The following is an 11,798-nucleotide window of genomic DNA, read 5'->3' on the forward strand; positions in this document are numbered from 1 at the left end:
GGGGTCACTGGCTGCCGAACAGCGCGGTCCAGTAGATGCCGGCGTCGCTCTTCGGGTCCACCGAGTAGGCGGCGCCCAGGTCGCGGAACTGCGGGTTCATCAGGTTGGCGCAGTGGCCGGGGCTGGCGAGCCAGCCGTCGAGCACCTTGCGCGAGGTGTCCTGGCCGGCGGCGATGTTCTCGCCGATCTGCCGGCCGATGTAGCCGGACAGCTCGGCGCGGTCACCCGGGGTGCGGCCGTCGCGGTCCTTGTGGTCGAAGAAATTGTTGTTGGCCATGGCGCGGGAGTGCCCCTCGGCCGCCGTGGCCAGGGAGGCGTTCCAGCTCAGCGGCGCAGCGGCGGCGAAGAACTGGGTGCCGCACTGGCGGGACTGGGCACGGGCGGTGTTGATCTGCTCCAGCAGCTTCTGGCCCTCGGCCTGCCAGTCGCCCAGGCGCCCGGTGAGCAGCGGCCGGGCCAGGACGATGCGCCACTCGCGGTCATCGCGGCTGACACCGATGTCGACGAACTGCGGGTCCAGCACCACCTGGCAGAAGCTCTCACGGATGGCCTTCATCGCCGACTGCGCATCGCGGGGGCCGGAGAGGCTGATGGCCTGGACGTTGACCATGGGGTAGCGCGACTGGGTCATCGCCTCCTGCAGATCGCCCATGGTGGTGGCGGAAATAACCAGGCGCGGGTCGGCGGTGAGCGGCGGCAGCTCCAGAGAAGCCTGGCCGGCACAGCTCTGCACCTGGCCGCGGTAGGCGTTGAGGGCTTCGATCAGCTGCGCTTCATCGCCGGCACGGGCGCCTTGGGCGAGCAACAGGCCCAGCGACAGGGCCGCAAGCCGCAGGACGGTAGAAGTGACGCGCATTGATGCCTCCTTGGACGGGTTGCGCCCGGGTGCGCGAGCCCGCTCGGGGCTGGGGTCGCGGCTTATCGGAAGGGCGTATGACCGGCAGACGGGCGATTGGTTGCCTGGCCGGACGGATAGGGGTGGATTCAACCACGGGGGCCGGGCAAATCCCAGGCCATTCGCACCGGAATAGCCCCGTTCAGGGCCGCCAGCCCTGCACCTGGCCCTTGGCATCGGCGCCGAGCAGCAGCAGCCGCTGGGGCCAGTCCACCAGCAACAGGCCGTGCTCGCGGTTGAGGGCGAGGAACGCGCCCATCAAGGCCTGGGAGTCCGCCCCCTCTTCCAGCACGGCGCCCAGCGCCAGCAGCCCGCGCGGGCCGGTGTAGCCGTAGAGCCAGGCGCCGCGCCCTACGGGCAGGCTGAACCCCTGGGCGAGCCGCCCCAACACCTGCCCCTCGGCCACCACCACCGGCGCCGGCCCGGGCGTGACGCCGAGCCGCGCGGCCAGGCGCTCCAGTGCATCGGGCAACGGCACCAGCGGCACACCACCCAGCGCGCCAGGGCCCGGCGCCCCGCTGGTCTTGAGCGCACTCAACGCCGCCTCGGCCGCTCCACGCTGGCCCGGCGCCAGGAACTGCACCCGCAACCAGTCCGCCTGGTGCAGCAGCCGCGCACCGCGCAGGTCCCCCTGCACCGGCTCCAGCGGCGGTAGCCCGAGCGAGGCCAGGGCGGGGGCCGCCACAACCGTGTCGACGGCGCGGGCATCAGCCACGGCAGGCACCAGGCCGAGGGCAACCAGCAGGACGATGGGCAACGGATTCATGGGGCAACGCCGGCAAACAAAGGGGCGCGCAGATTACCCACGCCCAGGCACACCGTCAGCGGCCCCAGCACAGGAGCGGCCGGGGATGACAGGGGAATCAGCCGGCGTTTGGGCTTACAGACAGACCGAGGTGGTCATGCAGCCGAACACGAACCAGGTCGGCAGCATGCTTGCCAGCAACATGACCGCACCGATCACCACCATTCCAACGGTTCGCCGCCCCTCGATCCGATAGCGCCACGCCCCCAACAGCAGCAATACCGTGCACACCGCCAGTGAAAGACTGAGCGGCCATTCCAGCGACGCTTGCTGCAATCCCTTGGCGACCAGGTTGCCGACAAAAAGCACGTAACCGCTCCCCACACCGAGGGCCGACACCCATAGCGAAGCCAGACCCGGCGCTCGACGGACGGTCAAGCCCAGCCATCCCAAAAGCATCAGAACCAGTACGACTGGAATGGCTAGGACAACGAGCTCATAGGTGGTCAGCGGGTACTGGACAGGCATGGTTTTCCTCCGTGAAAAGCGCACATGTTGACGCAAGGCAACGCTCGGCACCACGCAGCGAGCATCATCGGCGACCGCCCGGACGACCGTCCCAGAACGTGGCACCCGACACCCCACCACCCCATGGAAGGAACCCCATGAGCCCTGCCCTGCGAACCCCCGACCACGTCCGTTTCCCCCTGCGACAGCGGAGGGGCTGACATGGACCGGCTGGAACTGCTCGACGAACTGGACCGCCTGCTGCCCCCGGTGGACAAGCCCGTAGGTCCGGACCTGTCTTTTCACCCCAGCGGCTGCGACGCCTGCGACATGCTGCGCACGGAGCTGGCCATCTGGCCCGGGCGCAAGCTGCCGATGGAGGCCCTCTTCTGGCTGCACGACGACATGAGCAGCCTCTCCGCCGCCGGCTGGCGCTGGGCGCTGCCCTCCTACCTGCGGCTGGTGCTGGAGTCGCCGCCCGATGAGATCAACCTGCTGCTGGGCTTCCTCATCCTCAACCTCAACCCCTCCCCCGCCTACCGCGAGGACACCCGCACCCGCCTCGGCGCGCTGGATGCGCAGCAGCTCGGGCTGCTGCTGCGCTTCATGCAGTGGTGCGGCGAGCAGCCGTGGCTGCTGGCCTGGGGCGAGGACATCGACCAGGCCTGCAGCTTCCTCGACGACCTGCGCCGCCGGCGCTGAACCTCAGCCCGGCAAGCCGTGCCGCGCCCGGGCGGCCTGCACCACCCGCGCGGCCGGCACCCGCAACTGCACCAACAGGTACTCGGCGAAGTCCGCCGCGTAGCCCTGCCGGGCGATCGCCCGCTCCATGCACAGCAGCCACGCCTCGCTGAGGCCCTCGTCGATGGGCCAGCGGGCATGGAACGCCGGGATGGCGATGGCGCCGTACTTCTCGCTGAACAGGCGCGGGCCGCCCAGCCAACCACTGAGAAAGCAGGCCAGCTTGTCCCGCGAGGGCGCCAGGTCCTCGGGGTGCAGCCGGCGCAGCGCCGCCGCCTCGGGCAGGCTGTCCATCTGCTGGTAGAAGTCGTCGACCAGACGGCGCAAACCGTCGATGCCGCCGGCGGCCTGGTAAGAGGCATCGCCGACGCCGTAGGGCGCATGACTCATGGAGGGCTCCGGGCAAAGCGCGGATTGTAGCGACGGCCGGTCGCCAGCGGTGACAAGCCCGGCCGGCGCATACCAGAATGTCCCGCCCAGCCCGAGGAGAGCGACACCATGCAGATCGGCCAGCTCATCGCCCGCAGCAGCGCCAGCGCCAAGGCCATCCGCCTCTACGAGAGCCGTGGCCTGCTGGGCCCGGTACCACGTCGGGGCACCTATCGCTGCTACGACGTGTCGCACCTCGAACGCCTGCTGTTGATCCGCCAGGCGCAATCGGTGGGCTTCAGCCTCGCCGAACTGGAGCCCCTGCTGCGGGGCGTGGACACGCCCGACTGGGCGTTGCTGCGCCAGCACCTGCAGGCCAAGCGCCAGGCAGTACGCGCCGAATTGGCCCGCCTGCGCCGGCTGGACGCCCGACTGGGAGAGGTCGACGAAGAGATCGCCCGGTGCCTGGCCGACACCGCACGGGCCGACGACGTGCTCTGCAACACCTCCGCCCCCTCTGTGGCTTGACTCTGCCCTTAGGGGTAGACCGCAGACTGCCGCCTTGCTCAAGGAGGCGGTACATGAACACGAGAAAGGTACTGGTGGTGCTCGGCCATCCGGACGGTGACAGCTACTGCGCGGCCCTGGCCGAGGCCTACGGCGAAACGGCCCGGCAGGCCGGCCACGACGTGCGCACCCTGGCGCTGCATCACCTGCAGTTCGACCCGGTGCTGCGCAGCGGCTACCGCCACCCACAGCCCCTGGAGGCGGACCTGGTCGAGGCCTGCAACCTGCTTACCTGGGCCGACCACCTGTGCTTCGTCTACCCCATCTGGTGGGGTGGCGTACCGGCGCTGCTCAAGGGCTTTCTGGACCGCGTGCTGCTGCCCGGCTTCGCCTTCGCCTATCGCGACGGCAACCCATGGCCGGAGCAACTGCTGAAGGGACGCTCGGCCCACCAGTTGGTCACCCTCGACACGCCACCCTGGTACTTCCGCTGGGTGCAGGGCGCGCCGGGCCTGCGGCAGATGGAGTGCACCACCCTGCGTTTCTGCGGCATACGCCCGGTGAAAACGCTGACCCTGGGTCCTATCCGCAAGGCCGGTGCCCCACGCCTGGAAAACGGCCTGCACCGTGCCCGACGCCTGGCGAGGGCGCTGTGAACCTCCGCGCACCACTCGGCGCCCCGCTGGCAGGCGCCCCTGCTGGCCCGGTAGAATCGCCGCCCTGCCGGACGGTCACGTCCGCCCCATCAACCTGCGGGAGATACGCCATGGGCGCCCAGTGGAAAGCCAAACCCAAAGAAGCCGCCGCCAACGCCCGAGGGAAGATCTTCGGCAAGCTGGTGAAGGAAATCATGATCGCCGCGCGCAACGGCGCCGACCCGGACATGAACCCCAAGCTGCGCCTGGCCGTTCACCAGGCCAAGAAGGCCTCCATGCCCAAGGACACCCTGGAGCGCGCCATCAAGAAAGGCGCCGGGCTGTCCGGTGAGGTGGTCAACTACGAGCGCACCCTGTACGAAGGCTTCGCCCCGCACCGCGTGCCGGTGATCGTCGAGTGCCTGACCGACAACCTGAACCGCACCGTGGCGGAAATCCGCGTGCTGTTCCGCAAGGGCCAGCTGGGCACCTCCGGCTCCGTGTCCTGGGACTTCGACCACCTGGGCATCATCGAGGCCGAGCCGGCCAGCGCCGATGCCGACGTGGAACTGGCCGCCATCGAAGCCGGCGCCCAGGATTTCGAGCCCGGTGACGACAACACCAGCGTGTTCTATACCGAGCCCACCGACCTGGACGCCGTGTGCAAGGCCCTGCCGGACTTCGGCTTCACCGTGCATTCGGCCAACCTCGGCTACAAGGCCAAGAACCCGGTCACCCTCTCCGGCGCCGAGCTGGAGGAAGTGGAGGCCTTCCTCGAAGCCCTCGACGGCCACGATGACGTGCAGAACGTCTACGTGGGCCTCTCCGTGGCCTGATGAGCCGCCGGGACTTCCACGAGGAACACGCCGAGCGCGCCCGCGCCGACGCGTTGCGCCTGCTGGCCCAGCGCGTCGCCCTTGGCCCGCGCTGGCTGGCCTGGGTGACCACCGAGCTCTACCAGTTCAAGCCGCCGGAATACGCCAACATGGTGCGCCGCGAGCTGGAGCGGCTGACCTCGGCCCAGCGCCTGCTGGACGCGCCGGGCACCACGGTCCACTGACCCGCGCGTCACTGCGCGGGCACTCCTCACGCAGGCTTCAGCCGTGCGCCCAGCCTGGGCGCCCCCAGCAGCAAGCCCACCACTTCGATGATTTCCTCCAGCGCCGCCTCCAGGGTGATGGGCGAGGGCTCCAGCAGCAGGTCCGCCGCGTAGCTGTTGGCCAGGGCGGTGATCTGCCGGGTGGCCCGTGGCAGGTCATCGCAACTGAACACCCCACTGGCGCATCCCTCGGCGATCAGCCCCAGCAACAGCCCTTGCCATTGGCCGAGCGCCAGCCGGTAGGCCTCGGCCAGTTCCGGGTCGTGCAGGGATTCGTCCCAGGCATCCAGCCAGAGCGTCCAGGCCGCATCGTCCTTGCGCGCCGGCAGGCAATCGCGCATCAGCGCGATGAGCGCAGGCTCGGGGTCGAGCCCCTGGAGCAACGCCTGGGTGCCGGCCAATTGTTCCTCGGAGAAGCGCTCGAACGCCGCCCGGCGCAGGGTCTTCCAGTCACTGAAGTAGTGGTACAGGTGGCTGCGGGACAACCCCGTGTGCTCCGCCAGGTCACGGGTGGAGACGCTGGCCAGGCCGTTGCGCAGGAACAGCTCCAGGGCGGCGGTGATGATCTGATCCTTGCGTTCGGCAACGGGGGGACGGGCCATGGGGTCTCCGGGGGATGAGTGGCTCTTGAATTTTGAGCGACTGCTCAAGGAAAATTGAGCGGCCGCTCAAATCATAGCGCGGCCCTTCTTCACTCACTACGGTCTACCGACGATGCACCCCCTCGATACCGAGCAACTGGCCTCCACCGGCGCCCGCCTCGGCCAGCAATCCGCCGCCACCACCCTCAAGGCCATCGCCTGCGCCTACCCCGGCAAGCTGCTGGGCACCTTCTCCCTGGTCGCCCTGGAGAACCTGCTGATGCTGGCCTACCCGCTGTTCGCCGGGTTCGCCATCGACGCCATCGTGCGTGGCGAGGCGCGCCTGGCGGTGCTCTATGCGCTGGTGGTGCTGGGCTTCTGGGTGGTGGGCGCGGCGCGCCGTGCGGTGGACACCCGCACCTTCACTCGCATCTATGCCGAACTGGCAGTGCCGGTGGTGCTTTACCAGCGCCGGCAGCAGCATGGCACCTCGAAGGTGGCGGCACGGGTGGTGCTGGCACGGGAGTTCGTCGACTTCTTCGAGAAACAGATCCCGGTGATCGCTACCGCCCTGGTCTCCATCGTCGGCGCCGCGGCGATGCTGCTGGCCATCGAGCCCTGGGTGGGCGCGGCCTGCCTGCTGGCCCTCTCGCTGTGCCTGGCCTGCCTGCCGCGCTTCGCCACCCGCAACCAGGCCCTGCACGAGCGCCTGAACGACCGCCTGGAGCAGGAGGTGGCGTTGGTGGGTCGGGTCGGCCGGGGCAGCCTGCTGCGCCACTACCGGCACCTGTCGAGCCTGCGGGTGCGGCTCTCCGACCGCGAGGCGGTGGCCTACCTGCTGCTGGGGGTGATGGCCGCGCTGCTGTTCGTGGTCGCCATCACCTGCCTGGCCTCTGCCGAGCAGGTCAAGGCCGGGCACATCTACGCGGTGATGACCTACCTGTGGACCTTCGTCGGCAGCCTGGACGAAGCGCCCTCGGTGGTGGACCAACTGGCCCGCCTGCGGGACATCGGCAAGCGCGTCGACATCGGCCGGGACGACACCCTGGCCTGATCAGTGGGCCGGGCGCTGGGCCTGCTGCCGCAGCTCGCGGGCCACGTCGAACTGCTGGCGGTAGGCCGGCGACTCCACCGCGTCGTAATCGCGGGTGTAGCGCCGGGCGAATTCCAGGCTGCCCCACTGGCGGTACTGCTGGACGTGGAACAGCTCGTGGGCCCAGAGCGCGGCGTCCTGGGCCAGGGCCTCGTTGCGGAAGACGATCACGTCCACCAGCGTCACCGCCTTGATGTCGGGGTTCTGCAACATGGTGCGGGCGGCGGCCATGTCGTCGGCATCGCCCACCCGGTAGCGCACGTTGTCGAGCACCTCGGTGGGGTAGTACGGCAGCAGCATCTGGCGGATCGCCGGCGGGATCGGCGCGGTGCCCTGGCTCAGTGCCGAGGCGCGGGAGCGCAGGATCCAGCCCTCCAGGGAGGTGGCCGCCACTTCGCCGACCCGCTGCTGGGCCGGGCCGATCACCCCGTCCGGGTCGGGCACGCAGATGCAGCCCCCCAGGCAGACCTGCGTCTGCCCCGCCGGGCAGGACGCGGCAAAGGCGGGCGAGGCGGACAACAACAGCAACCCGAGGCAGCGGGTGGACAGGGCAAGGCGCATGGACGACTCCGGAACGAAACGCGCGGCGATACTTGGGCAGCCGCGCGCCGTTGTCCAGCCCCCACGGGCGTTTGACTGGCCGGCGCATTGCGGTAGGCTCTGCGCTTTTCCAGAGGAGTCCTCCCATGCCCCGCGCAACCGCCCGCCACATCCTGGTTTCCAGCGAAGCCAAGTGCAACGAACTGAAAGCCGCCATCGAAGGCGGTGCCGACTTCGCCCAGGTCGCCAAGGACAACTCCACCTGCCCCTCCAGCCGTGACGGCGGCAACCTCGGTTCCTTCGGCCCCGGCCAGATGGTCCGCGAGTTCGACACCGTGGTCTTCAGCGCGCCGGTCGGCGTGGTCCAGGGCCCGGTGAAGACCCAGTTCGGCTACCACCTGGTGGAAGTCACCAGCCGCCAGGACTGATCCGCCCCGAGGCCCGGCAGCGCCGGGCCTTTCCACGTTCCCTTCTCCCCTCCCCCTCTTCCCCCTGCGACGCCGTGCCGGATGGCACGCCCCGCGCCGCCGCTGCTAGGCTTGCCCGATCCACCCAGCAAGGAGGCGGGATGAGCGACTCCCTCGACACGGTCCCCGGCGTATTCACCTACCTGGACCTGCTGCACCAGCACCAGGGCTCCGACATGTTCTTCAGCGTCGGCTCGCCGCCCCACATCAAGATCGAAGGCCACGCCCGGCCCGTGGGTGAACGCGCCCTGCAGCCCGGCGAAGTGCGCCAGCTCGCCTACCAGCTGATGTCCCCCGCCCAGATCACCGAGTTCGAGCGCGAATGGGAGATGAACCTGGCCGTCAGCCTGCCCGGCAGCGGCCGCTTCCGCGCCAACATGTACCTGCAGCGGGGCGAGGTCTCGATGGTGGTGCGCCTGATCAAGACCAGCATCCCCAGCCTGGAGAGCCTCGGCCTGCCACCGGTGCTGGAGAAGCTGGCCCTGCAGGACCGCGGCCTGATCCTGGTGGTGGGCGCCGCCGGCTCCGGCAAGTCCACCACCCTGGCGGCCATGCTCGACCACCGCAACGCCCAGCGCAGCGGCCACATCATCTGTATCGAAGACCCCATCGAGTTCCTCCACCCGCACCGTCGCTCCATCGTCGACCAGCGCGAGGTGGGCCTGGACACCCACAGCTTCTCCGCCGCACTGCGCAACGTCCTGCGCGAGGCGCCGGATGTGATCATGCTCGGCGAGGTGCGCGACGCCGACACCATGCAGCACGCCCTGCACTACGCCGAGACCGGCCACCTGTGCGTGGCCACGCTGCACGGCACCAGCGCCCGCCATGCCATCGAGCGCGTCACCCGCTTCTTCCCCGACGAGGCGCGCAAGCAGGTGCTCGCCGACCTCTCGCAGAACCTCCTGGCCATGGTCGGCCAGCGCCTGGTGCCGGGCATCGACCACAAGCGCGTGGCCGCCGTGGAACTGATGCTGGGCACGCCCCATGTGCGTGACCTGGTGCTGCGCGACGAGCTGCACGAGCTCAAGGACGCCATCGAGAACGCCCTGGAGGCCGGCATGTGCAGCTTCGACCAGAGCCTGTTCCGCCTGGTCGAGGCCAACCGCGTCAGCCTGGCCGATGCGCTGCGCTTCGCCGACTCGCGCACCGACCTGGCGCTGAAGGTGAAGCTGGAGCACGGCTTCGACGGCCAGGACGCCGAGCGCAAGGTGCTGCGCGACGCCTGACCGCCCAACAGCGGTCGATGACCACCATCGACCGGCACGATTCGCACCCGCGCCAGCGCTGGAGTAAGGTCGCCCCTTCTCGACGACACAAGGCAGGTGGGCGATGGCAGCCCAGAACGAACAGACCCAGACCCCGCCGGCGGACGCCGGCAGCCCCCATGACGGCGCCACCCCGGTGGCGCGCCAGGCGAACGCCCGTGGCGATGCCGCGGTGATCGCCACCCTCCTCCCCTACCTGCGCCCCTACACCGGGCGCATCGCCGTGGCCCTGGGGCTGATCCTCGCGGCCAAGCTGGTCAACCTCTACGTGCCCATGGCGCTCAAGCAGATCGTCGACCAGCTCAACGTCGCCCCCAGCCTCGTGGTGCTGCCGGCCGGCCTGCTGCTGGCCTACGGTGCCGCACGCATCGGCGTGACCCTGTTCACCGAGCTGCGCCAGGTGGTGTTCGCCCGGGTCATGGCGCGGGCCTCGCGGCAGATCACTCTGCAGGTGTTCCAGCACCTGCACGGCCTCAGCCTCAAGTTCCACCTGGGCCGCCGCACCGGCGGCGTGGCACGGGACGTGGAGCGCGGCGGCAGCGCCATCTCCGACCTGCTGGACTGGACCCTCTACACCATCGTCCCGACCCTGGTGGAGATCGTCATGGTCACCGCCGTGCTGGTCTGGGCCTATGACTGGGGCTTCGCCCTCATCACCCTCGCCACCCTGGTGGCCTACGGCCTGTGGACGGTGGCGGTGACCGAGTGGCGCACCGCCTACTACCGCGCCTCGGTGGAGGCGGACACCCGCGCCAACGAGCGTGCGGTGGACTCGCTGCTCAACTACGAGACGGTGAAGTACTTCAACAACGAAGCTCACGAAGCGGCGCGCTACGACGAGAACCTGCGCCACCTGGAGAACGCCAAGGTCAAGGCGACCAAGTCCCTGGCGCTGCTCAACCTGGGCCAGACCGCCATCGTCGCCCTGGGCGTGACCGCGATGATGTGGCGCGCCGCCGCCGGCGTGGTGGCCGGCGAGCTGACCATCGGCGACCTGGTGCTGGTGAACACCTACCTGCTGCAGCTCTCCGCGCCGCTGTTCCTGCTCGGCATGATGTACCGCGAGGTGAAGCAGTCGCTGACCAACATGGAGCGGCTGTTCGGCCTGCTGGACGAGCGCCAGGACGTGCGCGACGCCGAGGGCGCCGTACCGCTGCAGGCCACCCGGCCCCGGGTGCGCTTCGAGAACGTGCACTTCGGCTACGACCCGCGCCGGGAGATCCTCCACGGCGTGGACTTCGAGATCCCGCCCGGCGGCACGGTGGCGGTGGTGGGGCACTCCGGCTCGGGCAAATCCACCCTCGCCCGCCTGCTCTACCGCTTCTACGACATCGACAGCGGCCACATCCGCATCGACGGCCACGACCTGCGGGAGCTGACCCAGTCGTCCCTGCGCGGGGCCATCGCCATCGTTCCCCAGGACACGGTGCTGTTCAACGACAGCATCTACTACAACATCCGCTACGGCCGCCCCGACGCCACCCGCGAAGAGGTGGAGGCCGCCGCCCGCGCCGCCCACATCCACGACTTCATCCAGCGCCTGCCCGACGGCTACGAAACCCCGGTGGGCGAGCGCGGCCTGAAGCTCTCCGGCGGCGAGAAGCAGCGCGTCGCCATCGCCCGGGCCTTGCTGAAGAACCCGGCGATCCTGATCTTCGACGAGGCCACCTCGGCGCTGGACTCCAAGTCCGAGAAGGCCATCCAGACCGCCCTCGACCGCATCCAGGAAGGCCGCACCACCCTGGTCATCGCCCACCGCCTGTCGACGGTGATGGACGCCGACCAGATCCTGGTGCTCGACGCCGGCCGGGTGATCGAAAAGGGCACCCACCGCGAACTGCTGGAGGCCGGAGGCACCTACGCGCAGATGTGGACCCTGCAGCAGCAGGAGCCGGACGAGCCCGCCGAAGCCTGAGCCGAGGGCCGGTCGCCCCGCGAGCGGCCCCTTGCCAAGCGCCGCGCTTCCTGCGAAAACGCGCGCCTTCCCCACCGGAGCGACTCCCATGAGCGATGAACTGAAGATCGAAGACCTGCTCGAAGGCGACGGCAAGGCCGTGGTCAAGGGCGCGCTGATCACCACCCAGTACAACGGCTGGCTGGAGGACGGCACCCTGTTCGACTCCTCCTACCAGAAGGGCCGCCCCTTCCAGTGCGTGATCGGCACCGGCCGCATGATCAAGGGCTGGGACCAGGGCCTGATGGGCATGAAGGTCGGCGGCAAGCGCAAGCTCCACGTCCCCGCCCACCTGGCCTACGGCGACCGCCAGGTCGGCGCCCACATCACCCCCGGCTCCAACCTCGTGTTCGAGATCGAACTGCTGGAAGTGCTGACCCGGGACGACTGAACCGGG

General features: G+C 69.5%; 16 protein-coding genes. 10 read left to right on the forward strand and 6 right to left on the reverse strand.

Translation table 11 applies throughout. The annotated features are described in order from the left end of the window. Positions 1–4: 4 nt before the first annotated feature. From FBY21_RS12310 to FBY21_RS12320, 3 genes are all read right to left on the reverse strand, one after another. Entirely contained in the window at positions 5–856 is an 852-nt protein-coding gene (locus FBY21_RS12310) for a CAP domain-containing protein (RefSeq protein WP_044407322.1), read from the reverse strand. 181 nt (positions 857–1,037) lie between these two features. Continuing rightward, positions 1,038–1,661, reverse strand: a complete 624-nt coding sequence (locus FBY21_RS12315) for a hypothetical protein (protein WP_142011311.1) — start codon at positions 1,659–1,661, stop codon at positions 1,038–1,040. Between the two features lie 114 nt (positions 1,662–1,775). Next, the gene (locus FBY21_RS12320) at positions 1,776–2,168 is read right to left on the reverse strand and encodes a hypothetical protein (RefSeq protein WP_142011314.1); all 393 of its coding nucleotides are present in this window, start codon (positions 2,166–2,168) and stop codon (positions 1,776–1,778) included. 201 nt (positions 2,169–2,369) lie between these two features. Here FBY21_RS12320 and FBY21_RS12325 point away from each other — a divergent pair, with 201 nt between their 5' ends. Continuing rightward, positions 2,370–2,849 carry a hypothetical protein gene (locus tag FBY21_RS12325; protein WP_142011316.1) on the forward strand — a complete coding sequence of 160 codons (480 nt, stop codon included), beginning with the start codon at positions 2,370–2,372 and terminating at the stop codon, positions 2,847–2,849. Positions 2,850–2,852: 3 nt separating this feature from the next. Here FBY21_RS12325 and FBY21_RS12330 read toward each other — a convergent pair whose 3' ends face one another. Continuing rightward, on the reverse strand, positions 2,853–3,278 hold the full coding sequence (locus tag FBY21_RS12330) for a group II truncated hemoglobin (RefSeq protein WP_069563608.1): 426 nt from the start codon (positions 3,276–3,278) through the stop codon (positions 2,853–2,855). 108 nt (positions 3,279–3,386) lie between these two features. Here FBY21_RS12330 and FBY21_RS12335 point away from each other — a divergent pair, with 108 nt between their 5' ends. The 4 genes from FBY21_RS12335 (at position 3,387) to FBY21_RS12350 (ending at position 5,459) form a co-directional block, all read left to right on the forward strand. After that, a complete protein-coding gene (locus tag FBY21_RS12335) occupies positions 3,387–3,785 on the forward strand; it encodes a MerR family transcriptional regulator (protein ID WP_142011319.1) in 399 nt (132 codons plus the stop codon). Between the two features lie 53 nt (positions 3,786–3,838). Next, positions 3,839–4,420: an NAD(P)H-dependent oxidoreductase gene (locus FBY21_RS12340; RefSeq protein WP_107330647.1), complete on the forward strand. Its 582-nt coding sequence runs from the start codon at positions 3,839–3,841 to the stop codon at positions 4,418–4,420. A 110-nt stretch (positions 4,421–4,530) separates the two neighbouring features. Further along, positions 4,531–5,235 carry a YebC/PmpR family DNA-binding transcriptional regulator gene (locus tag FBY21_RS12345; protein WP_044407338.1) on the forward strand — a complete coding sequence of 235 codons (705 nt, stop codon included), beginning with the start codon at positions 4,531–4,533 and terminating at the stop codon, positions 5,233–5,235. Further along, positions 5,235–5,459 carry a hypothetical protein gene (locus FBY21_RS12350; RefSeq protein WP_142011321.1) on the forward strand — a complete coding sequence of 75 codons (225 nt, stop codon included), beginning with the start codon at positions 5,235–5,237 and terminating at the stop codon, positions 5,457–5,459. The genes FBY21_RS12345 and FBY21_RS12350 overlap by 1 nt, the downstream gene beginning before the upstream one ends. A gap of 26 nt (positions 5,460–5,485) precedes the next feature. On the opposite strand, the gene FBY21_RS12355 is transcribed toward FBY21_RS12350, so the two are convergent. Next, the gene (locus FBY21_RS12355) at positions 5,486–6,100 is read right to left on the reverse strand and encodes a TetR/AcrR family transcriptional regulator (protein ID WP_142011323.1); all 615 of its coding nucleotides are present in this window, start codon (positions 6,098–6,100) and stop codon (positions 5,486–5,488) included. A gap of 112 nt (positions 6,101–6,212) precedes the next feature. Here FBY21_RS12355 and FBY21_RS12360 point away from each other — a divergent pair, with 112 nt between their 5' ends. Further along, positions 6,213–7,133 carry an ABC transporter six-transmembrane domain-containing protein gene (locus FBY21_RS12360; protein ID WP_142011325.1) on the forward strand — a complete coding sequence of 307 codons (921 nt, stop codon included), beginning with the start codon at positions 6,213–6,215 and terminating at the stop codon, positions 7,131–7,133. Here the strand turns inward: FBY21_RS12360 and FBY21_RS12365 are convergent, their stop codons facing one another. Then, positions 7,134–7,733 carry a DUF4157 domain-containing protein gene (locus FBY21_RS12365; protein WP_142011328.1) on the reverse strand — a complete coding sequence of 200 codons (600 nt, stop codon included), beginning with the start codon at positions 7,731–7,733 and terminating at the stop codon, positions 7,134–7,136. A gap of 125 nt (positions 7,734–7,858) precedes the next feature. Here FBY21_RS12365 and FBY21_RS12370 point away from each other — a divergent pair, with 125 nt between their 5' ends. The 4 genes from FBY21_RS12370 (at position 7,859) to FBY21_RS12385 (ending at position 11,792) form a co-directional block, all read left to right on the forward strand. After that, complete coding sequence (locus FBY21_RS12370) at positions 7,859–8,140, forward strand: peptidylprolyl isomerase (RefSeq protein ID WP_044407352.1); 282 nt, start codon at positions 7,859–7,861, stop codon at positions 8,138–8,140. A gap of 140 nt (positions 8,141–8,280) precedes the next feature. Next, entirely contained in the window at positions 8,281–9,408 is a 1,128-nt protein-coding gene (locus FBY21_RS12375) for a PilT/PilU family type 4a pilus ATPase (protein WP_142011330.1), read from the forward strand. Between the two features lie 103 nt (positions 9,409–9,511). Beyond that, positions 9,512–11,362, forward strand: a complete 1,851-nt coding sequence (locus FBY21_RS12380; protein ID WP_107331412.1) for an ABCB family ABC transporter ATP-binding protein/permease — start codon at positions 9,512–9,514, stop codon at positions 11,360–11,362. Positions 11,363–11,450: 88 nt separating this feature from the next. Further along, positions 11,451–11,792: an FKBP-type peptidyl-prolyl cis-trans isomerase gene (locus FBY21_RS12385; protein WP_142011333.1), complete on the forward strand. Its 342-nt coding sequence runs from the start codon at positions 11,451–11,453 to the stop codon at positions 11,790–11,792. Positions 11,793–11,798: the final 6 nt, after the last annotated feature.

This window comes from Pseudomonas sp. SLBN-26 (assembly GCF_006715895.1).
Taxonomy (GTDB): Bacteria; Pseudomonadota; Gammaproteobacteria; order Pseudomonadales; family Pseudomonadaceae; genus Metapseudomonas; species Metapseudomonas otitidis.

What these genes read in the sequence shown, in the direction of transcription:
- FBY21_RS12310 (WP_044407322.1), bottom strand. Translation starts at nt 856, where the DNA reads ATGCGCGTCACTTCTACCGTCCTGCGGCTTGCGGCCCTGTCGCTGGGC.
- FBY21_RS12315 (WP_142011311.1), bottom strand. Translation starts at nt 1,661, where the DNA reads ATGAATCCGTTGCCCATCGTCCTGCTGGTTGCCCTCGGCCTGGTGCCT.
- FBY21_RS12320 (WP_142011314.1), bottom strand. Translation starts at nt 2,168, where the DNA reads ATGCCTGTCCAGTACCCGCTGACCACCTATGAGCTCGTTGTCCTAGCC.
- FBY21_RS12325 (WP_142011316.1), top strand. Translation starts at nt 2,370, where the DNA reads ATGGACCGGCTGGAACTGCTCGACGAACTGGACCGCCTGCTGCCCCCG.
- FBY21_RS12330 (WP_069563608.1), bottom strand. Translation starts at nt 3,278, where the DNA reads ATGAGTCATGCGCCCTACGGCGTCGGCGATGCCTCTTACCAGGCCGCC.
- FBY21_RS12335 (WP_142011319.1), top strand. Translation starts at nt 3,387, where the DNA reads ATGCAGATCGGCCAGCTCATCGCCCGCAGCAGCGCCAGCGCCAAGGCC.
- FBY21_RS12340 (WP_107330647.1), top strand. Translation starts at nt 3,839, where the DNA reads ATGAACACGAGAAAGGTACTGGTGGTGCTCGGCCATCCGGACGGTGAC.
- FBY21_RS12345 (WP_044407338.1), top strand. Translation starts at nt 4,531, where the DNA reads ATGGGCGCCCAGTGGAAAGCCAAACCCAAAGAAGCCGCCGCCAACGCC.
- FBY21_RS12350 (WP_142011321.1), top strand. Translation starts at nt 5,235, where the DNA reads ATGAGCCGCCGGGACTTCCACGAGGAACACGCCGAGCGCGCCCGCGCC.
- FBY21_RS12355 (WP_142011323.1), bottom strand. Translation starts at nt 6,100, where the DNA reads ATGGCCCGTCCCCCCGTTGCCGAACGCAAGGATCAGATCATCACCGCC.
- FBY21_RS12360 (WP_142011325.1), top strand. Translation starts at nt 6,213, where the DNA reads ATGCACCCCCTCGATACCGAGCAACTGGCCTCCACCGGCGCCCGCCTC.
- FBY21_RS12365 (WP_142011328.1), bottom strand. Translation starts at nt 7,733, where the DNA reads ATGCGCCTTGCCCTGTCCACCCGCTGCCTCGGGTTGCTGTTGTTGTCC.
- FBY21_RS12370 (WP_044407352.1), top strand. Translation starts at nt 7,859, where the DNA reads ATGCCCCGCGCAACCGCCCGCCACATCCTGGTTTCCAGCGAAGCCAAG.
- FBY21_RS12375 (WP_142011330.1), top strand. Translation starts at nt 8,281, where the DNA reads ATGAGCGACTCCCTCGACACGGTCCCCGGCGTATTCACCTACCTGGAC.
- FBY21_RS12380 (WP_107331412.1), top strand. Translation starts at nt 9,512, where the DNA reads ATGGCAGCCCAGAACGAACAGACCCAGACCCCGCCGGCGGACGCCGGC.
- FBY21_RS12385 (WP_142011333.1), top strand. Translation starts at nt 11,451, where the DNA reads ATGAGCGATGAACTGAAGATCGAAGACCTGCTCGAAGGCGACGGCAAG.